The sequence below is a fragment of the Caulobacter hibisci genome, from assembly GCF_016135805.1.
GTDB classification, from domain to species: Bacteria; Pseudomonadota; Alphaproteobacteria; order Caulobacterales; family Caulobacteraceae; genus Caulobacter; species Caulobacter hibisci.
Window position 1 is genome coordinate 30,945 of record NZ_JADWOX010000003.1, and the last position, 23,717, is coordinate 54,661.

At 69.7% G+C, this 23,717-nt stretch carries 16 protein-coding genes and 1 pseudogene; 10 read left to right on the forward strand and 7 right to left on the reverse strand.

The features are described from left to right. The first annotated feature begins 12 nt into the window (after positions 1-12). Positions 13-4,539, forward strand: coding sequence for a glutamate synthase large subunit (gene gltB / locus I4Q42_RS06260; protein ID WP_198575208.1), 4,527 nt, complete (start codon positions 13-15; stop codon positions 4,537-4,539). 247 nt (positions 4,540-4,786) lie between these two features. On the opposite strand, the gene I4Q42_RS06265 is transcribed toward gltB, so the two are convergent. After that, positions 4,787-5,935 (reverse strand): citrate/2-methylcitrate synthase, encoded by a 1,149-nt coding sequence (locus tag I4Q42_RS06265; RefSeq protein WP_198575209.1) that lies wholly within the window; start codon positions 5,933-5,935, stop codon positions 4,787-4,789. A gap of 76 nt (positions 5,936-6,011) precedes the next feature. Between I4Q42_RS06265 and I4Q42_RS06270 the strand changes: the two genes are divergently transcribed. From I4Q42_RS06270 to queG, 6 genes are all read left to right on the forward strand, one after another. Further along, complete coding sequence (locus tag I4Q42_RS06270) at positions 6,012-7,106, forward strand: citrate synthase/methylcitrate synthase (RefSeq protein ID WP_198575210.1); 1,095 nt, start codon at positions 6,012-6,014, stop codon at positions 7,104-7,106. A gap of 169 nt (positions 7,107-7,275) precedes the next feature. After that, positions 7,276-10,134 carry a TonB-dependent receptor domain-containing protein gene (locus I4Q42_RS06275; RefSeq protein ID WP_232792923.1) on the forward strand — a complete coding sequence of 953 codons (2,859 nt, stop codon included), beginning with the start codon at positions 7,276-7,278 and terminating at the stop codon, positions 10,132-10,134. A gap of 37 nt (positions 10,135-10,171) precedes the next feature. Continuing rightward, positions 10,172-11,059 carry a cation diffusion facilitator family transporter gene (locus I4Q42_RS06280; protein WP_198575211.1) on the forward strand — a complete coding sequence of 296 codons (888 nt, stop codon included), beginning with the start codon at positions 10,172-10,174 and terminating at the stop codon, positions 11,057-11,059. Between the two features lie 203 nt (positions 11,060-11,262). Continuing rightward, on the forward strand, positions 11,263-12,717 hold the full coding sequence (gene rfaE1, locus I4Q42_RS06285; RefSeq protein WP_198575212.1) for a D-glycero-beta-D-manno-heptose-7-phosphate kinase: 1,455 nt from the start codon (positions 11,263-11,265) through the stop codon (positions 12,715-12,717). A 243-nt stretch (positions 12,718-12,960) separates the two neighbouring features. Next, a complete protein-coding gene (gene fzlA / locus I4Q42_RS06290; protein WP_198575213.1) occupies positions 12,961-13,647 on the forward strand; it encodes an FtsZ-binding protein FzlA in 687 nt (228 codons plus the stop codon). After that, positions 13,628-14,704, forward strand: a complete 1,077-nt coding sequence (gene queG / locus I4Q42_RS06295; RefSeq protein ID WP_198575214.1) for a tRNA epoxyqueuosine(34) reductase QueG — start codon at positions 13,628-13,630, stop codon at positions 14,702-14,704. The genes fzlA and queG overlap by 20 nt, the downstream gene beginning before the upstream one ends. Here queG and rfbA read toward each other — a convergent pair. From rfbA to rfbC, 4 genes are all read right to left on the reverse strand, one after another. Further along, positions 14,680-15,543: a glucose-1-phosphate thymidylyltransferase RfbA gene (gene rfbA / locus I4Q42_RS06300; protein ID WP_198575215.1), complete on the reverse strand. Its 864-nt coding sequence runs from the start codon at positions 15,541-15,543 to the stop codon at positions 14,680-14,682. The genes queG and rfbA overlap by 25 nt on opposite strands. 7 nt (positions 15,544-15,550) lie before the next feature. Next, the gene (rfbD, locus tag I4Q42_RS06305) at positions 15,551-16,429 is read right to left on the reverse strand and encodes a dTDP-4-dehydrorhamnose reductase (protein WP_198575216.1); all 879 of its coding nucleotides are present in this window, start codon (positions 16,427-16,429) and stop codon (positions 15,551-15,553) included. A gap of 6 nt (positions 16,430-16,435) precedes the next feature. Next, complete coding sequence (gene rfbB / locus I4Q42_RS06310; RefSeq protein WP_198575217.1) at positions 16,436-17,494, reverse strand: dTDP-glucose 4,6-dehydratase; 1,059 nt, start codon at positions 17,492-17,494, stop codon at positions 16,436-16,438. A 140-nt stretch (positions 17,495-17,634) separates the two neighbouring features. Further along, entirely contained in the window at positions 17,635-18,207 is a 573-nt protein-coding gene (rfbC, locus tag I4Q42_RS06315; protein WP_198575218.1) for a dTDP-4-dehydrorhamnose 3,5-epimerase, read from the reverse strand. A gap of 33 nt (positions 18,208-18,240) precedes the next feature. Here rfbC and I4Q42_RS06320 point away from each other — a divergent pair, with 33 nt between their 5' ends. Beyond that, the gene (locus tag I4Q42_RS06320; protein ID WP_198575219.1) at positions 18,241-19,287 is read left to right on the forward strand and encodes a glycosyltransferase family 2 protein; all 1,047 of its coding nucleotides are present in this window, start codon (positions 18,241-18,243) and stop codon (positions 19,285-19,287) included. Here the strand turns inward: I4Q42_RS06320 and argE are convergent. Beyond that, positions 19,250-20,428 carry an acetylornithine deacetylase gene (gene argE, locus I4Q42_RS06325; protein WP_198575220.1) on the reverse strand — a complete coding sequence of 393 codons (1,179 nt, stop codon included), beginning with the start codon at positions 20,426-20,428 and terminating at the stop codon, positions 19,250-19,252. The genes I4Q42_RS06320 and argE overlap by 38 nt on opposite strands. Before the next feature lie 156 nt (positions 20,429-20,584). Here argE and purU point away from each other — a divergent pair, with 156 nt between their 5' ends. Next, positions 20,585-21,427 carry a formyltetrahydrofolate deformylase gene (purU, locus tag I4Q42_RS06330; protein ID WP_198575221.1) on the forward strand — a complete coding sequence of 281 codons (843 nt, stop codon included), beginning with the start codon at positions 20,585-20,587 and terminating at the stop codon, positions 21,425-21,427. Between the two features lie 16 nt (positions 21,428-21,443). After that, a pseudogene (locus tag I4Q42_RS26570) lies at positions 21,444-21,529 on the forward strand (hypothetical protein); the annotation flags it as partial. 13 nt (positions 21,530-21,542) lie between these two features. Here the strand turns inward: I4Q42_RS26570 and I4Q42_RS06335 are convergent. Further along, the gene (locus I4Q42_RS06335) at positions 21,543-23,678 is read right to left on the reverse strand and encodes a TonB-dependent receptor domain-containing protein (protein WP_198575222.1); all 2,136 of its coding nucleotides are present in this window, start codon (positions 23,676-23,678) and stop codon (positions 21,543-21,545) included. Positions 23,679-23,717 lie beyond the last annotated feature (39 nt).

Here is a 23,717-nt window from a genome sequence, read left to right on the forward strand (position 1 = left end):
AGAGATCAGACCATGAGCCAGATCGACCTCTATCTGAAGAACCGCCAGGCCCTCATCGACGGCCACGCCTATGACCCGACCACCGAGCGTGACGCCTGCGGCGTCGGCCTGGTCTGCGCCATCGACGGCAAGCCGCGCCGCGAAGTCGTCGAGCTGGCGATCAAGGCCCTCAAGGCCCTGTGGCACCGCGGGGCGGTGGACGCCGACGGCAAGACCGGCGACGGCGCCGGCGTGCTGGTCTCGGTCCCGCAGGACTTCTTCATCGACCAGGTGCGCCGCACCGGCCACGCCCTGCGTCCGGGCCCGATCGGCGTCGGCCAAGTGTTCCTGCCGCGCACGGATCTCGGCGCCCAGGAAGCCTGCCGCACGATCGTCGAGGCCGAAGCCCTGCGTTTCGGCTTCTACATCTACGGCTGGCGCCAGGTGCCGGTGAACACCGCCGTGATCGGCGAGAAGGCCAACGCCACCCGCCCGGAAATCGAGCAGATCATGCTGGCCCCGCCGGCCGGCCTCGAAGGCGAGGCGCTGGAGCGCGCCCTGTTCCTGTGCCGCAAGCGCATCGAAAAGCGCGTCCACGCCCAGAACATCACCGACTTCTACATCTGCTCGTTCTCGGCCCGCTCGCTGATCTACAAGGGCATGTTCCTGGCCGAGTCGATAGACGAGTTCTATCCGGACCTTAAGGACGAGCGCTTCGCCGCCGCCGTGGCGATCTTCCACCAGCGCTACTCGACCAACACCTTCCCGCAGTGGCGCCTGGCCCAGCCCTTCCGGATGCTCGCCCACAACGGCGAGATCAACACGATCAAGGGCAACATCAACTGGATGAAGTCCCACGAGATCAAGATGGCGGCCGACGCCTTCGGTGAGTTCGGGGACGACGTCAAACCGGTGATCCAGCCGGGCGGTTCGGACTCGGCCAGCCTGGACAACACCTTCGAGGTGCTGGTCCGCGCCGGCCGCGACGCGCCGATGGCCAAGGCCCTGCTGGTGCCGGAAGCCAGCAACCCCAACCAGAGCGACGAGCACAAGGCGCTCTATTCCTACTGCAACGCCGTGATGGAGCCCTGGGACGGCCCGGCCGCCCTGTGCGCCACCGACGGCCGCTGGGTCGTGGCCGGCAAGGACCGCTCGGGCCTGCGCCCGCTGCGCGTGGCCTATACCGACGACGGCCTGGTGATCATGGGCTCGGAAGCCGGCATGTGCGGCGTCGAGGAGTCGCGCATCACCCGCAAGCTGGCCATCTCGCCCGGCCGGATGATCGCCATCGACCTGGGCGAGGGCAAGCTCTACGGCGAGGACGAGATCGTCGACGAACTAGCCGGCCGCCACCCCTACACCGAGTGGCTGGGCAACATGGTCGATCTCGAAAAGGAGATCGCGCCCGGTCCCGAGCCGCGCAAGTTCGGCCGCGAGGAGCTGACCCGTCGCCAGGCCGCCGCCGGCTTCAGCCTGGAAGACCTGGAGATGATCCTCGCCCCCATGGTCGAGGACGGCAAGGAAGCCGTCGGCTCGATGGGCGACGACACCCCGCTCGCGGTGCTGTCGGAGAAGTACCGGCCGCTGAGCCACTACTTCCGCCAGAACTTCAGCCAGGTGACCAACCCGCCGATCGACCCCCTGCGGGAGACCGGCGTCATGAGCCTGAAGACCCGCTTCAAGAACCTCGGCAACATCCTGGCCCAGGACGCGGCCCAGGCGGACGTCTACGTGCTGGAGAGCCCCGTGCTCACCACCGGCATGTACATCCGCATCCACGAGCTGCTGGGTGAGAAGAACGTCGCGGTCATCGACTGCACCATGCCGCTGCCGGCGCAAGAAGCCCGCGCCGGCGACGCCCTGCGCGCCAACCTCGACCGCATCCGGGCCGAGGCCGAGGACGCCGTGCTGCGCGGCTGCGGCGCCATCGTCCTGACCGACGAGGCCAGCGACGCCGGCCGCGTCGGCCTGCCGATGATCCTGGCCACCGGCGGGGTGCACGCCCATCTCGTGGCCAAGGGCCTGCGCAGCTACGTCTCGCTGGTCGTCCGCTCGGCCGAGTGCCTCGACACCCACTATTTCGCGGTGCTGGTCGGCGTCGGCGCCACGGCGGTCAACGCTTACCTCGCCCAGGAAAGCTTCCAGGACCGCCTGGAGCGCGGCCTGCTCGGCGACAAGTCGCTGCGCGACGTCTGCATCAACTTCAAGACGTCCATCGAGGGCGGCCTGCTGAAGATCATCTCCAAGATGGGCATCAGCGTCATCAGCTCGTACCGCGGCGGCTACAACTTCGAAGCCGTCGGCCTGTCGCGCGCCCTGGCCGCCGAGTTCTTCCCCGGCATGCCCTCGCGGATCTCGGGCATCGGCCTGGGCGGCATCGAGACCAAGTCGGTCGAGCTGCACCGCAAGGCCTGGGAGACGGCGGCGATCACCCTGCCGGTCGGCGGCCTCTACAAGTCGCGCCGCTCTGGCGAGGCCCACGCTTTCGAAGCGCGCCTGATGCACACCCTGCAGACGGCCTGCGAGACCGGCGACTACGAGCTCTATCGCCGCTGGTCCTCGGGCCTGCGCACCCAGAAGCCGATCCAGCTGCGTGACCTGCTCGACTGGCGCTCGGACCGCAACCCGATCGCCACCGACGACGTCGAGAGCGTCAACGAGATCCGCAAGCGCTTCGTCACCCCGGGCATGAGCCTGGGCGCCCTGAGCCCCGAGGCCCACGGCGCGCTGAACATCGCCATGAACCGCATCGGGGCCAAGTCGGTCTCGGGCGAGGGCGGCGAGGATTCGGCCCGTTACAAGCCCCTGCCCAACGGCGACAACCCCAACAGCGCCATCAAGCAGGTCGCCTCGGGCCGGTTCGGCGTCACCGCCGAATATCTGAACCAGTGCGTCGAGCTGGAGATCAAGGTCGCCCAGGGCGCCAAGCCGGGTGAAGGCGGGCAGCTGCCCGGCTTCAAGGTGACCGAGATGATCGCACGCCTGCGTCACTCCACCCCTGGAGTCATGCTGATCAGCCCGCCGCCGCACCACGACATCTATTCGATCGAGGACCTGGCCCAGCTCATCTACGACCTGAAGCAGATCAACCCGATAGCCCGGGTGACGGTGAAGCTGGTCGCGGCCACCGGCATCGGCGCCATCGCCGCCGGCGTTGCGAAAGCGAAGGCGGACGTGATCCTGGTCGCCGGCGGCGTCGGCGGCACCGGCGCCTCGCCCCAGACCTCGGTGAAGTACGCCGGCGGTCCGTGGGAGATGGGCCTGTCGGAAGCCAATCAGGTGCTGACGCTGAACAACCTGCGCCACTCCGTCGTCCTGCGGGCCGACGGCGGCATGCGCACCGGCCGCGACGTCGTCATCGCCGCGATGATGGGCGCCGAGGAGTTCGGCATCGGCACCGCCTCGCTGGTGGCGATGGGCTGCATCATGGTGCGCCAGTGCCACTCCAACACCTGTCCCGTGGGCGTCTGCACCCAGGACGAGGCCCTGCGCGCCAAGTTCACCGGCACGCCGGACAAGGTCGTCAACCTCTTCACCTTCGTGGCGGAAGAAGTGCGCGAGATCCTGGCCGGCCTGGGCTTCAAGAGCCTGCGGGAAATCGTCGGCCGCACCGACCTGCTGGCCCAGGTCAGCCGCGGCGGCGAGCACCTCGACGACCTCGACCTGAACCCCCTGCTGGTTCGCGCCGATCCGGGGAACAACAAGCCCTATTGCACCGTCGAGGGCGGCCGCAACGCCGTGCCCGACACCCTGGACGCCCAGATCGTCCGCGACGCCGCCCCCCTGCTGGAGCGCGGCGAAAAGATGCAGCTGACCTATACGGTCCGCAGCACCGCGCGCACCATCGGCACCCGCACCTCGAGCCACATCGTCCGCAAGTTCGGCATGAAGGGCCTGCCCGCCGGCCACCTGACCGTCCAGCTCAAGGGCTCGGCCGGCCAGAGCCTGGGCGCCTTCGCGGTGCAGGGTCTGCGCATCGAGCTGACCGGCGAGGCCAACGACTATGTCGGCAAGGGCCTGTCGGGCGCGACGATCGTCATCAAGCCGCCGCGCGGCCTGGCGGCGCCGGAGACCAACACCCTGATCGGCAACACCGTGCTGTTCGGGGCCACCGCCGGCCGGCTGTTCGCGGCCGGCCAGGCCGGCGAGCGCTTCGCCGTCCGCAACTCGGGCGCCACCACCGTGGTCGAGGGCTGCGGCGCCAACGGCTGCGAATACATGACCGGCGGCCAGGTGGTGATCCTGGGTCCGACGGGCGGCAACTTCGGGGCCGGCATGACCGGCGGCATGGCCTTCGTGTTCGACCAGCACGACCGCTTCCAGGCCAACATCAACCCCGACAGCATCGTCGTGCAGCGTCTGGCCTCGCCCTATTGGGAAGGCGTGCTGCGCTCGCTGATCGCCGAGCACGCCCGCGAGACGGACTCGGCCTTCGCCGAGAGCCTGCTGCGCGACTGGGACCGTGTCCGCGACCTCTTCTGGCAGGTCTGCCCGAAGGAAATGATCAACCGCCTGCCCCAGCCGCTGGCGGCCGAGCAGGCGGTGCACGAGCGGGCCTAAGGCCCGCTCCCCAGCCCACGAGATCCGTCGCCTTCTTCCGAGGCGACGGCGGGCGGCGCGCCTCCCAGCCCGCCGCACGACGAGGGGAACGCTCCGGCCCGAGCGTTCCCCTTTGTTGTTTTTGCCAATGCTCCCTTCCCCCTTGATGGGGGAAGGGCCGGGGATGGGGGTGACAACAGCGCCGGCCGACGAACGCTGACGCCCGTCATCTTCCTCAGCAACCACCCCCACCCCTGCCCCTCCCCCATCAAGGGGGAGGGAAAGCGTCACCCACGTATCGCGCCCTCGGCCGGATCAGCCGGCCCGTCTTCGACTGCTCCAGGGCGTGGGCCAGCCACCCAGCGGTGCGGCCGACGGCGAACAGGGCGAAGGGGGCGTCGTCGGGCAGGGCGAGGGTCCGCGCCAGCGCGACCAGGGCAAAATCGATGTTGGGCGCCTGGCCGGTCGCGCTGACCACCGCCTCATAAAGCGCCGCCATGTCGGGCGCGGGAGCGAAGGCCGCCAGCAGCGCCGCCGCGCGGGGATCGCCGTCAGGATAGAGCGGATGGCCGAAGCCCGGCAGGGGCGCGCCCTGGTCGAGGCGGACGGCGACCGCCCGTTCCGCGCCGTCACGCTTGGCCTCGCGCGCCAGGGCCTCGACCCGGGCGGCCATGCCGCCGTGCAGCGGCCCCGACAGGGCCGAAAGTCCAGCAAGGGTCGACGCCGCCAGCGACGCGCCGGTCGAGGCCGCCACCCGGGCGGCGAAGGTCGAGGCGTTCAGTTCGTGGTCGGCCAGCAGCACCAGCGCGCGCCGCACCAGATCGCCGCCGGCCGCGTCGAGCCCCCAGGCGGCGGCCAGTCGCTGGTGGATCAGGCCGTCGCCGCGCTCACCGGCCACGGCGTCGGCGACGAGGTCGAGCAGGCCCGCCGCCTCCTGGGCCAGCATCAGCGGCGCGCGGCCCCGGGCCGGACGGTCCTCGCCGGCCCGGGCGGCCAGATCGGCGAACAGGCGGGCGCGGAGGGTGGGGGCCTGGCTTGGCGCATGGGTCGAGACGGCGGCCTCGGCCGCGTCGTCGCGCAACAGCCGGCCGACGGCCTCGAAGCTTTCGGTTTTGGCCAGTTCGGCGGCGTCGCGGCCGCGATACCACAGGCGCCCCGCCCGTACGGTGGTGATGGCCGAGGCCAGCACCGGCTCGCCCCAGGCGATGGCTTCGGCGGCGACGTCGGCGGCCTTCCGGCCTCGGGCCTTCCGCTTGGCCAGGGCCGCGACGTCGGAGGCGCGATAGAGGCTGCGGCGCGGGTCGCTCGGATGGGCGTGGGCCTCGATCCGTCCCCGGCTGACATAGGCGTAGAGCGTCTGGGCCCGCACGCCGAGCCGCGCCATCGCCTGGTCTGCATCGAGCCAATCGTCCGCCATATATATTGATTACATTGATCAAGATTGACGATCAAGCGACCTGGATGATCATCAGCGGCGAAAGGAGACCTCAGTCATGGTCCAAGTTTCCGCTGGCCTCGAAGGCGTCATCGCCGCCGCCACCGTGCTTTCCGACGTCGACGGCCAGGCCGGCCGCCTGACCCTGCGCGGCTGGGCCGTCGAGGACCTAGCCGGCCGCGCCCGATTCGAGGACGCCGCCCACCTGCTGTTCGACGGCTTCTTCGACGACCTGCCGACCGATCTGGCCCCGGCCCTGGGCGCGGCGCGCGTGCGGGCCTTCGCTGAGGTCGTCGCCCTCGATACGGCCCTGGCCGCCCGCGATCCCTACGACGCCATGCGCGCCCTGCTGGCCCGCCTGCCCGACGGCGAGACCCTGCACGACGCCCTGGTGCTGGCCGCCGCCCCGGCCGTGTTCACCGCCGCGACCTTGCGCTGCCGGGACGGGCAGGCGCCGGTCGCGCCCGATCCCGCCCTGCCCCACGCGGCGGACTTCCTGCGGATGATCCGAGGCGCGGCGCCGACCGAAGGCGAGGCCCGGGCGCTCGACGCCTATCTGGTCACGGTCTGCGACCACGGCCTCAACGCCTCGACCTTCGCCGCCCGGGTGGCGGCCTCGACCCGCGCGGGCCTGGGCTCGGCGGTGCTGGCCGGGCTCTCGACCCTGAAAGGCCCGCTGCACGGCGGCGCGCCGGGGCCGGTGATCGACATGCTCGACACCATCGGAACGGCCGACAACGCCGTCCCCTGGCTGGAAGCGGCGCTGGACGCCGGCGAGCGGTTGATGGGCTTTGGCCATCGGATCTACCGCGTCCGCGACCCGCGCGCCGACGCCCTGAAGGCGGCGCTGGCCCGCCTGTCGCGCACCGCCGGCGCCCTGCCCGGCCGCCTGGCTCTGGCCGAGGCGGTGGAACGGGCGGCGCTCGACATCCTGCGCCGGCGCAAGCCCGACCGGCCGCTGGAGACCAATGTCGAGTTCTATACCGCGCTGCTGCTCGAGGCGCTGGGCTTCCCGCCGCAGGCCTTCACCTGCGTGTTCGCCGCCGGTCGCACCGTGGGCTGGATCGCCCACGCCCGCGAGCAGCAGGCCGGCGGCAAGTTGATCCGCCCCCAATCTGTCTATGTCGGACCCCGCCCCAGGGCGGCGGCCTGACTGCACAGCCAAGGTGCGCATGATTGTTGCGAAAGACACACAGCACCGCGAAACGACATATCGCCGTTCAGCGAACTTGACACATTTTTGACCGCCGATTCACCTTCTGCGCGAGCGAACCCACGACTCAACCTTGACCGTGGGGATATCGCAGCTGGAAGGGCACGGCATGAACCGCATCGGCCAAGGACTTCTCTCGCTATTTCTGACGACCGTCGCGGCCGCCCCGATGGCGGCCGCGGCCCAGACGCCCGAGGACAACAGCGTTGAGGCCGTGGTCGTCACCGGCTCGCGCATCCGGGTCAGCCCGCTCGACAAGAGCCAGGCGGTCTTCCAGATCGGCCAGGACGACATCGCCAAGACCGGCCTGACCTCGATCGTCGACGTGCTGCAGCGCGTGCCCTCGGCCGGCGGCGGTCTCAATTCAAAGTTCAACAACTCCGGCAACTTCGGCAATCCGCCCGACGGCGGCGGGGTGGGGGCCGGCTCGGCCGAGCTCGACCTGCGCTATCTGGGCTCGCGGCGGACGCTGGTGCTGGTCGACGGCCAGCGCTGGGTCGGCGGGGCCGCGGCCTCGGGCGTGCCGGGGGTCGTGGACCTCAACACCATCCCCAGCGCCATGATCCGCAATGTCGAGATCCTGCAGGAAGGCGCCTCGCCGATCTACGGCTCGGACGCCATCGCCGGGGTGGTCAACATCATCACCCGCGACCGGCAGCAGGGGCTGGAGCTGTCGGCCCAGGTCGGCGGCTATGGCGAGGGCGACGGCTTCGCCCAGGACTACAACATCTCGTGGGGGGCCACCGAGGACAAGACCAGCATCGTGGTCGGCGGCGGCTACTTCAAGCAGAAGAGCGTCCTGTCGGCCGACCGCGACATCTCGCTGTTCCCCAGCCCCTTCTCGACCTCGTGCCTCGACGGCGGCTGTTCGTCCGGCACCCCGCTGGGCCGGTTCATCGTCAGCGATCCCAATACCGGCCGCGACCTCGACGTGACGCTGAAGGCCGCCCTCGCCGCCGGCGTGCGGCCGACCTACAACCCGCTGGACCCGACCGGCGCGTCGAGCAGCTTCAAGAACTTCACCACCGCCGACCGCTTCAACTTCCAGCCCTACAACTACATCGTCACCCCGTCCGAGCGGGTCAGCCTGTTCGGAACCGTGACCCACGACTTCACCGACAGCATCAAGCTGAAGGTCCGCGGCAGCTACGTGCAGCGCAAGTCGGCCAACCAGGCCGCGCCCCTGCCGCTGTTCGTCGGCCCCGACGCCGGCAACGGCAACCTGCTGGACACGGTCTCGGTCGACGCCACCAATCCCTACAACCCGTTCGGCTTCACCTTGACCACCGGCACCTACGCCTTCGTCGGCCGCCGGCTGATCGAGGCCGGGCCGCGCCACTACGCCCAGACGGTCGACACCTGGAACGTCAACGCCAGCCTGTCGGGCGATCTGAAGCTGGCCGACAAGACCTGGTACTGGGACGTCAACGCGACGGCCTCGCGCAACCACGCCGAACAGAGCTTCACCGGCAACGTCAACGCCGCCCGCGTGCAGCAGGCGCTGGGCCCGTTGTCGGGCTGCACCGGCTCGTGCGTGCCGCTGAACATCTTCGGCGGGGTCGGCTCGATCACCCCGGCGATGCTGGGCTTCATCGGCTTCACCCAGCAGGACGTCTCGCAGCAGGAACTGCACGACTTCACCGCCAACCTGACCGGCGACCTGTTCGCCCTGCCGGCCGGGCCGCTGGCCTTCGCCGCCGGCTACGAGCACCGCCAGACCAAGGGCTATTTCCAGCCCGACGCCGTGGTCGCCGCCGGCCTGTCGGCCGACATCCCTGCCCAACCCGCCAAGGGCGAGATCAAGGTCGACGAGGCCTATCTCGAACTGCGCGCCCCGCTGCTGGCCGACCTGCCGCTGGTCCACCGGCTGGAGGTCTCGGCCGCCGGCCGCTGGTTCGACTATTCCACCTCGGGCCGGGACTCGATCTACAAGGCCGGCGTCAACTGGCGGCCCGCCGAGGACCTGCTGGTCCGCGCCTCGTGGGGCCAGGGCTTCCGGGCCCCTTCGATCGGCGAGTTGTTCGGCGCCGCCTCGCGCTTCGACCAGGAGATCGTCGACCCCTGCTCGGACATGCTGGGCCTGTCGGGCGGGACCCCCGCCAGCGCCACCGTCCGCGCCAACTGTATCGCCGCCGGCGTGCCGGCCAGCGGCAGCTACGTGCAGCTCAATCCGCAGCTGTCGGTGATCACCAGCGGCAATGACACGCTCAAGCCCGAGACCAGCGAAAGCACCAATTTCAGCATCGTCTGGGAGCCCAAGGCGCTGAAGGACGCCAGCTGGGCCAGCAACGGCTCGATCGAGCTGGCCTATTCCGACATCGAGCTCGACTCGGCGATCCAGGCGCTTTCCGGCGAAAGCCTGCTGGCCCGCTGCGCCGAGCTGGCCGACAGCCTGGCCTGCTCGACCATCACCCGCACCGCGTCGGGCCAGGTGGCGGCCATCACCAACCCGCTGATCAACATCGGCGGCATCCAGACCCGGGCCATCGACCTGAACCTGCTGTGGTCCTCGCCGACCTACGACTTCGGGCGCCTGTCGCTGCGCTCCTATTCGACCTTCCTGCTCGAATATACCGAGATCGTACCCACCGCGACGGGCTTCACCGAGATCCCGCGCGAAGGCACCGAGCGCGGCAGCCCCGACCAGGCCTATCCCAAGACCAAGACCTCGCTCACCGTCGACTGGGACTGGAAGGCCTGGGGCGCCAGCGCCTCGGCCCGCTACCTGTCGTCGGTCAAGGAGACCGCCGCGGCCGACAACAAGCTGGCCTCGCGGACCTATATCGACGCCCAGCTGCGCTGGAAGCCCGACTTCCTGGGCGACACCACCGCCCTGGCCTTCGGGGTCAATAACCTGTTCGACAAGGACCCGCCGGGCTGCATCAGCTGCGGCCTCAACAACTACGACCCCAACGCCTATGACGCGCCGGGGCGCTACTTCTACTTCCGCCTGAGCTACAAGCAGTAGGGCTTCACGCGGGCGCGGTCGTGTTGCAGCTTGGGGCATGACCGCGCCCGCCGCCTCTCCCGCCGATCTCGCCGCCCTGACCCGTCGGGTGACCGCCCTGTCGGTGGGGACGGCGGCGATCCTGATCGTCATCAAGGGCGGCGCGTGGGCCGCCAGCGGCTCGCTGGCCATGCTGGCCTCGCTGGCGGACTCGGGCCTCGACCTGGTGGCCTCGCTGATCACCTTCTTCGCCGTGCGCTACGCCGCCGTCCCGCCGGACGCCGAGCACCGCTTCGGCCACGGCAAGGCCGAGGCCTTTTCCAGCCTGATCCAGGGCGGTCTGGTCTTCGCCTCGGCGGCCCTGATCGGGCGCGAGGCGATCGGCGGGCTGCTGCATCCCAAGCCGGTCGAGCACGGGCTTTGGGGAGTCGGCGTCATGGTCGTCTCGATCGGCCTGACCCTGGCCCTGATCCGCGCCCAGGCCGCGGTGATGGCCAAGACCCGCTCGGTGGCCGTGGCCGGCGACCACGCCCACTACGCCGCGGACCTGGCCTCCAACGCCGTGACGCTGATCGGCCTGGCCGCCGTTTCCCTGCTGGGCTGGACCTGGGTGGACGCCGTCGCCGGCCTGATCGTCGCCGCCTGGCTGCTGTGGGGCGCGGTCGGCGTGTTCCGCCAGTCGGCCGACCAGCTGATGGACCACGAACTGCCCGTAGAGGAGCGCGAGCAGATCCTCGCCCTGCTGACCGACGATCCGCACATCGGCGGCGTGCACCAGCTGCGCACCCGCGCCGCCGGCCCGCACATCCACGTCCAGGGCCACATGGACCTCGCCGCCGGCCAGAGCCTGGCCGAAGCCCACGCGGTGATGACCGCCGCCGAGGAGCGGGTGAAAGCCGCGTTCCCCAGCGCCGACGTGCTGCTGCATCCCGATCCGCGCCACTAGATCCTCCCCCTGTGGGGGGTGTCGGCGAAGCCGACGGAGGGGGAAGTCGCTGCGAAGACGACCAACGCTCCGAAAGCTGAAAACGTCCCCGCTCCGGCCCTTCGGGCCACCTCCCCCAGAGGGGGAGGATCTTGGCGCCCTCTTGCCCTCCCGCCGCGATGCGCCCAATTAGCGGCCTTCTCCCTACCGACGAGCCCGCTTCCATGGACGACACCCTGGCCCGCCTGCCCGACGCCTTCGCCGGCAAGACCGTGCTGGTGCTGGGCGACGTCATGCTCGACCGGTTCGTCTATGGCGCGGTGGACCGCATCTCGCCCGAGGCCCCGGTGGCGGTGATCGCCATCGAGCGCGAGACCACCATGCTGGGCGGGGCCGGCAACGTCGCCCGCAACGTCGCCGCCCTAGGCGGCAAGGCCGTGCTGGCCGGGCTGGTCGGCGACGACGACGCCGGCCGCGCCGTGGCCGCCCTGGTGGCGCGCGAGCCGGGCCTGGACAGCGCCCTGGCCGTCGATCCCAGCCGCCGCACCACCGAGAAGACCCGCTACGTCGCCGCCTCGCACCAGATGCTGCGCGCCGACCGCGAGGACCGTCATCCCGCCGATGCCGCCCTGGTCCTGGCCGCCTTCGAAAAGGCGCTGCCCTCCGCCGACGTCGTGGTGCTGTCGGACTACGCCAAGGGCGTGCTGACCCCCGAGGTTCTGAAGGCCGCCATCGCCGCCGCCCGCGCCGCCGGCAAGCCGGTGATCGTCGACCCCAAGAGCCGGGATCTGGCCCGCTATGACGGCGCGACGGTGATCAAGCCCAACCGCCGCGAGGCCGCCGAGGCCACGGGCGTGACCGGCGCCGACGACGAGGCCGCCGAGGCCGCCGGTGAGGCGATCCTGACCGCCGCTCCCAATCTCGCCGCCGCCCTGGTCACCCGGGGCTCGGCCGGCATGACCCTGTCGCAGCGCGGCGCCGCCCCCGTGCACCTGCCGGCCAGCGCCCTGGAAGTGTTCGACGTCTCGGGCGCCGGCGACACCGTGGCCGCCACCCTGGCCCTGTCGCTGGCCTCCGGCGCCGACCTGACCGCCGCCGCCCACCTGGCCAACGCCGCCGCCGGCCTGGTCGTGGCCAAGCTGGGCACCGACGTGGTCACGGCCGGCGAGCTGAAGGCCGTGCTGTCCGGCGCCCATGGCGATCCGGGCCAGGAGAAGATCGCCGCCCGCGACCGGATGCTCGAGATCGTCGCCGGCTGGCGGGCGCGGGGCCTGAAGGTGGGCTTCACCAATGGCTGCTTCGATCTGCTCCACCCCGGCCACGTCTCGCTTCTGGCGCAAGCCAAGGCCGCCTGCGACCGCCTGGTGCTGGGCCTCAACACCGACGCCTCGGTCCAGCGCCTGAAGGGTCCGACCCGTCCGGTGCAGAAGGAAGACGCCCGCGCCGCCGTCCTGGCCTCGCTGTCGGCCGTCGACCTGGTCACCCTGTTCGACGAGGAGACGCCGCTGGACCTGATCAAGGCCATCAAGCCCGACGTGCTGGTCAAGGGCGCCGACTACACGGTCGAGACCGTGGTCGGATCGGACGTGGTGCTGGCCAACGGCGGCCGCGTGGTGCTGGCCGACCTCAAGGCGGGCCAGAGCACGACGGCCCTGATCGCGCGGGCGAATACGCCTTGAGGAACCTCCCCCTGTGGGGGAGGTGATCGCGCAGCGATCGGAGGGGGGGAGCGCCTGCTAGCCCGGCCAGCACGGTGGAAGCTGAGAACAGCCCCCACCGGCCTTCGGCCGCCTCCCCCACAGGGGGAGGTTTCGGCGAACCGCCTCAAAAACGCTCATTCCGGGGAATAGTCCCGCCCTGGCAATATCTTGTTAAGCAAAACGGCGCATCGATCAGACGATGCAGCCTGAACGCATGTGGGCATGAGCGTCGAACGCACCCTTCACCACTTCCCCCTCGACCCGGCGTCGCGCCAGGTTCGCCTCGCGCTGGGCGAAAAGCGGCTGCCGTTCGCCGAGGTGCAGGTGCGCTACTGGGAGTCGCCGCCGGAGTTCAGCAAGCTGAACCCGTCGGGCCTGACGCCGGTGCTGGTGGAAACGCGTCACCAGCGCACCACCGTGGTCTGCGAGAGCCGCGCGATCCTGGAGCACATCGAGGAGCAGGAGCCCGAACCGGCGCTGCTGGGCCGCGAGGCCGGCGAACGCGCCGAGGCCCGCCGCCTGATGCAGTGGTTCGACCGCAAGTTCGACAACGAGGTCAACGGCTTCCTGCTGCACGAGAAGATGGAGAAGCGGCTCCTGCGGATGGGCGCGCCGGACCTGTCGTCGCTGCGCCGCGGCCGCGACGCCCTGCGCGAGCACCTGGGCTACATGGAAACCCTGCTGCAGCAGCGCGACTGGCTGGCCGGCCGCCGCATGAGTCTCGGCGATTTCGCCGGCGCCGCGCACCTGTCGGTCATCGACTATTTCGGCGACGTGCCCTGGAAGGACTTCCCGGCGGTGCGCACCTGGTACATGAAGCTGAAATCGAGGCCGTGCTTCAGGCCCATCCTGGCCGATCGCTGGCCCGGCCTCGCGCCGGCCGCGCATTATGACGACCTCGACTTCTGACCTGACCCCCGAGACGATCAAGGACGAGATCCGCCGCGAGGCCCTGGCTCTGGGCTTCGACGCCTGCGGCTTCGCCTCGGCCGCCGACGCCTGGCCCAATGGCGACTGGCTGCGCCAGTTCGTGGCCGAGGGCCTGCACGGGGCCATGGGCTGGATGGAGGACACCCTCGACCGGCGCAGCCACCCCACCGCCATGTGGACGGATGCGAAGAGCGCCGTCGTGCTGGGCGTCAACTACGGCCCCGACATCGACCCGCTGACCCAGCTGGAGCACCCCGATCGCGCCGCCATCAGCGTCTACGCCCAGGGCGACGACTATCACGAGGTGGTCAAGAAGCGGCTCAAGCTGCTGGCCGGCTGGATGCACCGGCGCTGGGGCAACGAGGTCAAGGTGTTCGTCGACACCGCCCCGCTGATGGAAAAGCCCCTGGCCCAGCGCGCCGGCCTGGGCTGGCAGGGCAAGCACACCAACCTCGTCTCGCGGCAGTTCGGCTCGTGGCTGTTCCTGGGCAGCGTGCTGACCACGCTGGACCTGCCGCCCGACGCCGCCGAGATCGACCGCTGCGGCTCGTGCCAGGCCTGCCTGGACATCTGCCCGACCGGCGCCTTCCCGGCCCCGCATCGGCTCGATGCGCGGCGTTGCATCTCCTACCTGACCATCGAGCTGGCGGGGCCGATCCCCGATGAATTCAGGCCGATGCTGGGCAACCGCATCTATGGCTGCGACGACTGCCTGGCCGCCTGCCCGTGGAACAAGTTCGCCAGCCTGTCGGCCGAGGCCAAGTTCCACGCTCGCGAGACGCTGAAGAGCCCGCCCCTGGCGGAACTGGCGGCGCTGGACGATCCGTCCTTCCGCGCTCTCTTTTCCAAGAGCCCGATCAAGCGCATCGGCCGCGATCGGTTCGTGCGCAACGTGCTCTACGCCATCGGCAACAGCGGCGAGGCGGGCCTGGCGGCCGTGGTCGAGCCGCTGCGCGCCGACCCCGACGAGGCGGTGCGCGACGCCGCCGACTGGGCGGCGTCGCGACTGGCTCAGCCGGCCAGCGAGATCAGATAGCGGCCGTACTCGGTCTTGCTCATCGCCTCGCCGAGCGCGCGCAGTTGCTCAGGGGAGATCCAGGCCTTGGTGAAGGCCACCTCCTCGGGGCAGCCGACCTTCTGGCCCTGGCGCTTTTCGATGGCGCGGATGAACTCGGTGGCTTCAACCAGGCTGTCGTGGGTTCCGGTGTCCAGCCACGCGTAGCCCCGGCCAAGCTTGGCCACCGACAACTCGCCCTTCTCCAGGTAGAGGCGGTTAATATCGGTGATCTCGATCTCGCCGCGCGGCGAGGGCGGCAGGTCGCGGGCCATCTCGACGACCTGGTTGTCGTAGAAGTAGAGGCCGGTGACCGCCCAGTTCGAACGCGGGTTCTCGGGCTTTTCCTCCAGCGAGATCGCGCGGCCGTCGGCGTCGAAATCGACCACGCCGTAGCGCTCGGGGTCATGGACGTGATAGGCGAACACGGTGGCGCCGGCGCCCGAGTTGGAGGCGTTGACCAGCTGCTCGGACAGGCCGTGACCGAAATAAAGGTTGTCGCCCAGGATCAGCGCGACGTGGTCGTCGCCGATGAAGTCCCGCCCCACGATGAAGGCGTCGGCCAGGCCGCGCGGGGTGTCCTGCACGGCGTATTCGAACCTGACGCCCCAGGCCGAGCCGTCGCCCAGCATGTCCTTGAACAACGGCGTGTCCTTGGGCGTGGAGATGATCAGGATTTCACGGATGCCGGCCAGCATCAGGGTGCTGATCGGATAGTAGATCATCGGCTTGTCGTAGATCGGAAGCAGCTGCTTGCAGACCGCACGGGTCAGGGGGTGCAGGCGCGTGCCTGACCCGCCGGCGAGAACGATGCCCTTCATAGAACGTCTACAGCTCCATCTCATTCAAGCAGACTGCCAGGCTGTCGCGCCAGGGACGGGTGCGCCAGTTCAGCGCCGCTTCGAATTTCCCACAGTCCAGCCGTGAATTGGCCGGTCGTCGCGCGGGCGTGGGATAGTCCGCGGTGGTGATGCGTCGGACCTCGGCGGCGGGGCCGCCCCGCCCGCGCGAAATCTCGAATACCGCCTCGGCGAGATCCGCCCAGCTGGCGTCTCCGGCGCCGGAAAGATGGTAGACGCCGGCCAGCGCGCGATCGCCCGCCAGGCCGTCGACGGTCGCCAGGGCCGCCTCGGCGCAGTCGCGCGCCCAGGTAGGGCGGCCGATCTGATCGGCGACGACGCCGACCTCGTCGCGGCCGGCCGCCAGGCGCAGCATCGTCTTGATGAAGTTGGCCCCGTGTCGGCTGTAGACCCATGAGGTGCGCAGGATCGCCGCCGCTCCGCCCGCCGCCGCGACCGCCTGCTCGCCGGCCAGCTTGCTGGCGCCGTAGACGCCGGTGGGTCCGGCGGGATCGGTCTCGACATACGGTCGCTCCAACGTCCCGTCGAACACGTAGTCGGTGGAGAAGTGCACGAACGGCAGGTCGCGCGCGACACAGGCGGCCGCCATCGCGGCGGGCGCGTCCCGGTTCAAGGCGTAGGCCGCCTCGACCTCGCTCTCGGCCTTGTCCACAGCGGTATGAGCCGCCGCGTTGATCACCGCCGAGGGACCGATCCTGTCGACCAGCCCCTCGATCGACGTGTGATCGGCCAGATCCAGGGTCTCACGACCGGCGAAAACCATGGCGCGGCCGGTCCGCTCCGATAGCAGGGCGAGCTCCTGCGCGACCTGGCCATTGCGACCGAAAACCAGGATGGGACCGGTCATGCGGCCTCAGCCGGCCTTGGCCAGAAGACCCAGGCGACGGCCGTCATAGGCCTCGCGCAGGGGCCCCCACCAATCGGCGCGGGCCAGATACCACTCGACCGTCTTGCGGATGCCGGTTTCGAAGGTCTCGCGAGCACGCCAGCCGAGCTCGGTTTCCAGCTTGGTGGCGTCGATGGCGTAGCGCCGGTCGTGGCCCGGACGGTCGGCGACGAAGGTGATCAGGTCGCGATGCGACCCCTCCGCGCTGGGCGCCAGCTCGTCCAGCAGATCGCAGATGGTATGGACCACCTGCAGGTTGCTGCGCTCGTTGCGGCCGCCCACGTTGTACTTCTCGCCCGGACGGCCGGACTCGAGAATGGTGCGCAGCGCCCGCGCGTGATCCTCGACGAACAACCAGTCACGGATGTTGGCGCCGTCGCCGTAGACCGGCAGCGCCTTACGATCCAGGCCGTTGAGGATCATCAGCGGGATCAGCTTCTCGGGGAAGTGATAGGGCCCGTAGTTGTTGGAGCAGTTTGAGACCAGCACCGGCAGGCCGTAGGTGTGGAACCAGGCCAGGGCCAGGTGGTCGGCCGCCGCCTTCGACGACGAATAGGGCGAGGTCGGCGCGTAGGGCGTGGTCTCGTGGAAGAGGCCTTCGGCGCCGAGGCTGCCATAGACTTCGTCGGTCGAAACGTGGACGAAGCGGAACGCGTCCTTGGCCTCGCCCGACAGGCCGCGCCAGTAGTCCAGCGCGCTGTCGAGCATCACGTAGGTGCCGACGATGTTGGTGTCGATGAAGGGGCCGGCGCCGACGATCGAGCGGTCGACGTGCGATTCCGCGGCGAGGTGCAGCACGGCGTCGGGCTTGTGGGTCTCGAAGATCGCCTGGATCGCGGCGCGATCGGTGATGTCGGCCTGCACGAAGACGTAGTCCGGGGAGTCCGAAACCTCGGCCACCGAAGTCAGGGTGCCGGCGTAGGTCAGCTTGTCCACATTGACGACCTGGTCGCCCGTTTCGCCGACCAGGAGACGGCAGACCGCCGAGCCAATGAAGCCGGCGCCGCCCGTCACAAGTATCTTCACAACCTACTCCTTCGGGCCGTCATCAGGCCGCCGGAACCACCAGCAGAAACAAGGAATATACCCCCGCGCGAGGTCATAGCATCGGTCGCGGCGGCTCGATAGTGCCGTCGGCGCGCGTCACGCGCCGAACTTGCGGACGCTCAGAACCGCTCGCCATAGACGAAACCGCTGTCCAGGTCGGCGAGCAGCGAAGCTGTGGCATCGCGCTCGTTTGTCGAGATTTCCTCGGGCGACAGACCCCAGTCGACGCCGACCGCCGGATCGTTCCAGCGCAACGCGCCCTCGGCCTGCGGCGCGTAATAGCCGGTCACCTTGTAGAGCACCTCGCACTCCTCGGTCAGGGTGCAGTAGGCGTGGGCGAAGCCGCGCGGCACCAACAGCTGCTGGGCGTTTTCGGCCGACAGTTCCGCGCCCACCCAGCGGCCGTAGGTCGGCGAGCCCACGCGGATGTCGACGGCGACGTCCATGATCGCGCCGCGCACGCAGCGCAGCAGCTTGTCCTGCGCATGCGGCGGCTTCTGGAAGTGGAGGCCGCGCAGGATGCCCTTGCGTGTCGAGCGGACGTGGTTGTCCTGCACGAAGGCGCCGCCCGCAAAACCCGCTTCCTCGAGCGCCGACTGGCGGAAGGTCTCGGAGAACCAGCCTCTCTCGTCGCCATGCCGCGCCGGCGTGATAAGCAGCACTTCGGGAATCGCCGTCGGCGTGATCTTCATGGACGCTACCTTTTGAACACGAGTGCGCCACGCATGGCCCGCCAGACCGACGATGGCAAGAGCGAGACGCCGCCGGTCGTGTCTGTCGTCGTGGTCGCCTACCAAAGCGGCCCGACCCTGGCGCGATGCCTGGCCGGCCTGGCCGCTCAGACCTTCCGCGACGTCGAGGTGCTGCTGGTCGACAACGCCTCGAGCGACGGCGCGCCGCAGGCGGCCGCGGCCGCCGATCCGGCGATCCAGCTGATCGAACCCGGCGCCAATCTCGGCTTCGCCGCCGGCAACAACCTGGCCGCCCGGCAGGCCCGCGGCCGCTGGCTGGTGCTGCTCAACCCCGACGCCTTCCCGCATCCGGACTGGCTGGAGCGTCTGGCGGCGGCAATCGACCGCCATCCGGACGTGCGCAGCTTCGCCTCGCTGCAGCTGGCCGCCGAGGAGCCCGGCCTGATGGACGGCGCCGGCGATGTCATGACCTCGGCCGGCATCCCCTTCCGCGGCGGCTATCACCGCAAGCTTTCGCCCAAGGTGTTCGAAGGCGAGGTGTTCTCGGCCTGCGGTGCGGCGATGATGGTCGAGCGCGATCTGTTCCTGGCGCTCGGCGGCTTCGACGAGCGGTACTTCTGCTATTGCGAGGACGTCGACCTGGGCTACCGGCTGCGGCTGGCCGGCGAGCCGACCCTGCTGATCCCCGACGCCCGGGTCGAGCATGTGGGTTCGGCCACCCTGGGTGTGCGCTCCGACTTCGCCCTGTTCCACGGCACCCGCAACCGGGTCTGGACCTTCCTGAAGAACACGCCGGGCCCGATGCTGTGGTGGAGCGCGCCGCTGCACTTCGCCGTCACCGCCGGCCTCTTCCTGCTGCACCTGCGCCGGCGCGACGCCGGGCCGGTGTGGAAGGGCTTCAAGGCGGCGTTCGTCAAAGCCGATCTCGACCCGATCCTGGCCTCGCGGCGCGAGATTCAGGCCGCTCGCAAGGCGCCGTGGACGCAGATCCTGCGGGTCATGGCCTGGGACCCGGCGGCCTTCTTCGGCCGCCGGATCATCATCAGGCGCTGGCGAGGTCGTCGATCAGCCGGCGCATGAACTGGGCTCCGCGCTCGATCTGGGCGATCTCGACATATTCATCGGGCTGGTGGGCCTGGTCGATCGAACCGGGACCGCAGATGACGGTCGAGAAGCCCGCTCCCTGGAACTGCCCCGCCTCGGCGGCATAGGGCGCGACCCGGGCCGGGCCGTTGTCGCCGGCCATGCGGCGGGCGAAGGCCTCGGCCGCGCCGTCCTTTTCCGGCGCGAAGGACGGCGTCAGCGACCGCGCCTCGACCTTGACCCCGCCTTCCGGCGCCCGCGCCTTGACCTCGGCGTCCAGCGACGCGGCCAGGGCGAAGAAGTCGGCCAGGATGGCTTCGGGATCCAGCCCCGGCGGCGTGCGCAGATCGAAGACGAAGACGCACTGGCGGGCCAGGATGTTGACCGCCGTGCCGCCGTTGACCTGGCCGATGGTCAGGGTCGCCCCCTTGGGCAGGAACGGCGAAGCCGGATCGGCCTCGCGCTCCAGCCGCTCGGAAAGCGCCACCAGATGGCTCATCAGCTTCACGGCCACCATGTTGGCCGAGACGCCCAGGTGGGTGAGGCTGGAATGGGCCTCGCGGCCGGTGACCGTCACCCAATAGCTGGCGATGCCCTTGTGGGCCTGGACGGCCACCATGTCGGTGGGCTCGCCGACCACGACGAGGCCGGGCCTCGGTAGATCGCGGGCGATAACCTCGATCATATCCGGCGCGCCCAGGCAGCCGATCTCCTCGTCATAGGAAAAAGCCAGGTGCACGGGACGCTTGAGGTCGCTGGCGACCAGGTCCGGCGCGGACGCCAAGGCCAGGGCCAGGAACCCCTTCATGTCGCAGGTTCCGCGGCCGTAGAGGCGGCCGTCGCGCTCGGTCAGGGTCCAGGGATCGCTCGACCAGGGCTGGCCGTCGACCGGCACCACGTCGGTATGGCCCGACAGCACGACCCCGCCCGGGGTCGCCGGGCCGATGCTGGCCATCAGGTTGGACTTGGTCCCGTCGGCGTTGGGCACACGCCGCGAGGCTACACCGAGATCGGACAGATAGGCCTCGACCCATTCGATCAGGGCCAGGTTGGAGCCGCGCGAGGTGGTGTCGAAGGCGACCAGCTTGGCCAGGATGTCGACGGCGCGGACGGAAAGCGCTTCAGCGGAGGAAACCATGCGTCGAGCCTAGGCCGCGCCGCGCCGGTGCGCCAATCCCAAGTCGACGATCGGGCAGGATCGTGCGGCCTTGTGGAAAAACCTCGCGCGCGACGCAAGAAACGTCCCCACCTGCGGCTTTCCTTCGTCCTGGCTAGGCTTTAGAGGAAGCGGACCATGATCCTAACCCTCTCCTGCCCCGACCAGCCCGGCATCGTCGCCAAGGTCTCGACCTTCCTGTTCGAGCGCGGCTGCAACATCCTCGACGCCCAGCAGTTCGACGACCAGGAGACGGGCGTCTTCTTCATGCGCGTGGTCTTCGATCCGAGCGACGCCGACCGTGACGTCCTGCGCGGCGAGTTCGAAGCCCTGGCCAAAGGCTTCTCGATGCGCTGGACCCTGCGCGATCCGGCCGAGCGCTATCGCGTCATGATCCTGGCCAGCAAGTTCGATCACTGCCTGGCCGACCTGGTCTATCGCTGGCGGATCGGCGAGCTGCCGATGGACGTCACCGCCATCGTCGCCAACCATGCGGCCGAGACCTACACCCACGTCGACCTGTCGGGCCTGCCCTTCCATCACCTGCCGGTGACCAAGGAGACCAAGTTCGAGCAGGAGGCCGCGCTCTGGAAGCTGATCCAGGAGACCAACACCGACATCGTCGTGCTCGCGCGCTACATGCAGGTGCTGTCGGACGGCCTGGCGACCAAGCTGGCCGGCCGCTGCATCAACATCCACCACTCGTTCCTGCCCGGTTTCAAGGGCGCCAAGCCCTACCACCAGGCCCACGCCCGCGGCGTGAAGGTGATCGGCGCCAGCGCCCACTACGTGACCGGCGACCTGGACGAGGGCCCGATCATCGAGCAGGACGTCGAGCGCATCAGCCACCGCGACACCCCCGAAGACCTGGTCCGCAAGGGCCGCGACATCGAACGCCGCGTCCTGGCCCGCGCCCTGCGCTGGCGCCTGGAGGACCGGGTGCTGCTGAACGGCCGCAAGACGGTGGTGTTCACCGACTGATCGACCGCGACGAAACCTCGTCCTTCGACAGGCTCAGGATGAGGTTTTCCAGCGCCGAGGGCGGTATCTGGTCCTCACCCTGAGCCCGTCGAAGGGCGAGGACCACGCACCGCTTTTAGAAGTCCACCTGCACCGAAACCCACAGCCGGCGGGGCTCCTGGTTGTTGGTGTATTCCGGGGCGTAGGCGACCGGCGTCCCGTAGGGCAGCTGGCGCACGAAGTCCTTGTTGAACAGGTTGTAGATCGTGGCGTTCAGCGTGACCTTGTCGGTCGCCTCGAACGATCCGCCCAGGTGGAACAGGCTGTAGGCCTTGTAGTCGCCCAGGGCGACGCGGGCCGGTCCTTCGCCGCGGTAGCGCTCGCCGCGATATTCGCCGCGCACCCAGGCGTTAAGGCGATCGCTGACCCGCCAGCGCAGATTGCCGTTGAGCATGTGCTCGGGGGTGTCGGTCAGCTTGCGACCGGCCTCGGCGCCGCTCTTCTGCTCGCTGTCGGTGAAGGTGTAGTTCAGGCCCAGGGTCCAGGCTTGCGCGAAGCGCAGCCGCATGGCCGCTTCCAGGCCCTGCGTCGTCGCCTCGTCGATATTGATGCTCTGGCCGAAGGTGGCGGCGTTGGGGAAGAAGCCGACGTCGGTGCAGCCCGCCGGACGACCCGTGCCGGCGTTGTATTGCGCCAGGGTCAAGCCGAAGGCGCAGTTGGTCACCGGCGGGCCGGCGGCGATCTTGTCCTCGAACTGGTTGTGGAAGACCGTGACGTTGGCGGTGAAGCCCGCGCCGTTGTCGTAATAGGCGCCGGCCTCGGTGCTGGTGCTGGTTTCGGGCTGCAGGCCCGGCGAGCCCAGCAGCGGCAGGCGGCCCTGCTGGCCGAAGCCGTTGATGCCGGGGGCCAACTGCTCCAGGCGCGGGGTCTTGAAGCCCTGGCTGACGCCGCCCTTGAAGGTCCAGGCCTGGCTGGCGTTCCAGACGAGGTAGGCGCGCGGGCTGAAGTGGCCGCCGAACACGCTGTGGTCGTCGTGACGGGCGCCGACCGTCAGGGCCAGGGCCTGCGCGAAGCGCCACTCGTCCTCGGCGAACACGGCCCACTGCTGGTGCTCGAAGGGCCGGGGCGCGACGCCATCGACCATCTCGGCGTCCCAGTACTGGCCGCCGACGGTGAAGGTGTGGGTCTTCCAGCGCAAATGCAGCTTGGTGTCGAAGATGGTGTTGGTCGACTGAAGGTCCCGCGCGCCGCCGGCTCCGGCCACGCCGTTGGGGATGATCCGGCCGATGGTCTCGGTCTTGGCCTGCGAGAGGTTGCTCTCCAGCTGGCCGAACGGCAGGCGCCAGTTGTGGGCCAGGGCGACCTGGCGGCGGTTGAACTCCAGGGCGTTGGCGTAGCCGCCGGCCGTGGTGTTGGTGCCCATCTGGCCCTGGGCGTTGTCGTACCACTGGGTGGACTCGTCGATGTCGAGCCACAGGTCGTGGTCGGCATGCGGCGTCAGGGTCAGGCGCGCGCCCAGGGTGCGTAGCTCGCTCTTGGTGGCGCTGCGGCCAAAGCCGGTGATCGGGGCATCGACCCCGCCGACGTTCTCGAAGGTCAGGGCCGAGGCCTCCCGGTTCAGGAAGCTGCCGCGCACGGCCAGGCCCAGCAGGTCGCGGACGATCGGACCGTTGGCGTAGAGGTTGCCGCCGTAGAGATTGCCGAACTCGTCGTCGCCCTGGAGCGTGGCGTCGAGGCTGGCCGTACCCGTCCACTTCGTGCCGACCTTGCGGGTGATGATGTTGACCACCCCGCCCATGGCGTCGGAGCCATAGAGGGTCGAGACCGGGCCGCGCACCACCTCGATGCGGTCGATGGCCGCCACCGGCGGCAGGAAGCTGGTCGAGGTTTCGCCAAAGCCGTTGGGCGTGACGCTGCCGGCGGTGTTCTGGCGGCGGCCGTCGATCAGGATCAGCGTGTAGTCGCTGCCCATGCCGCGGATGTTGATGTTGAGACCGCCGGTCTTGCCCACGGCCGAGCCGACATCGACGCCTTCGACATTGGTCAGCACCTCGGCCAGGCTGGCCGCGCGCATCTCCTCCAGCTCCTGGCGGGGCAGGACGGTGACGCTGGCCGGGGCGTTGACCAGCTTCTGCTCGAAGCCGGCGGCGGTGACGACCACCCCGTCCAGGTCCGCCGCATCGGGCGCCACGTCGGCGGCGTGGGCCGCGCCAACCATGGCCAGGGCGGCGGCCGACCCCATCAGAACGGAAGCAAACGTGAGGCGCGACATCCCAACTCCAGCCAAGCTTTTTGCGAGTGAGTGTCGCTA

Excerpts from the sequence above, each read along its gene's own strand:
- rfaE1 (WP_198575212.1), top strand. The coding sequence starts at position 11,263 with ATGGACGACACCCTGGCCCGCCTGCCCGACGCCTTCGCCGGCAAGACC.
- I4Q42_RS06265 (WP_198575209.1), bottom strand. The coding sequence starts at position 5,935 with ATGGCGGACGATTGGCTCGATGCAGACCAGGCGATGGCGCGGCTCGGC.
- fzlA (WP_198575213.1), top strand. The coding sequence starts at position 12,961 with ATGAGCGTCGAACGCACCCTTCACCACTTCCCCCTCGACCCGGCGTCG.
- rfbC (WP_198575218.1), bottom strand. The coding sequence starts at position 18,207 with ATGAAGATCACGCCGACGGCGATTCCCGAAGTGCTGCTTATCACGCCG.
- purU (WP_198575221.1), top strand. The coding sequence starts at position 20,585 with ATGATCCTAACCCTCTCCTGCCCCGACCAGCCCGGCATCGTCGCCAAG.
- I4Q42_RS06335 (WP_198575222.1), bottom strand. The coding sequence starts at position 23,678 with ATGTCGCGCCTCACGTTTGCTTCCGTTCTGATGGGGTCGGCCGCCGCC.
- I4Q42_RS06275 (WP_232792923.1), top strand. The coding sequence starts at position 7,276 with ATGAACCGCATCGGCCAAGGACTTCTCTCGCTATTTCTGACGACCGTC.
- I4Q42_RS06320 (WP_198575219.1), top strand. The coding sequence starts at position 18,241 with ATGGCCCGCCAGACCGACGATGGCAAGAGCGAGACGCCGCCGGTCGTG.
- gltB (WP_198575208.1), top strand. The coding sequence starts at position 13 with ATGAGCCAGATCGACCTCTATCTGAAGAACCGCCAGGCCCTCATCGAC.
- rfbD (WP_198575216.1), bottom strand. The coding sequence starts at position 16,429 with ATGACCGGTCCCATCCTGGTTTTCGGTCGCAATGGCCAGGTCGCGCAG.
- I4Q42_RS06270 (WP_198575210.1), top strand. The coding sequence starts at position 6,012 with ATGGTCCAAGTTTCCGCTGGCCTCGAAGGCGTCATCGCCGCCGCCACC.
- argE (WP_198575220.1), bottom strand. The coding sequence starts at position 20,428 with ATGGTTTCCTCCGCTGAAGCGCTTTCCGTCCGCGCCGTCGACATCCTG.
- queG (WP_198575214.1), top strand. The coding sequence starts at position 13,628 with ATGACGACCTCGACTTCTGACCTGACCCCCGAGACGATCAAGGACGAG.
- rfbA (WP_198575215.1), bottom strand. The coding sequence starts at position 15,543 with ATGAAGGGCATCGTTCTCGCCGGCGGGTCAGGCACGCGCCTGCACCCC.
- I4Q42_RS06280 (WP_198575211.1), top strand. The coding sequence starts at position 10,172 with ATGACCGCGCCCGCCGCCTCTCCCGCCGATCTCGCCGCCCTGACCCGT.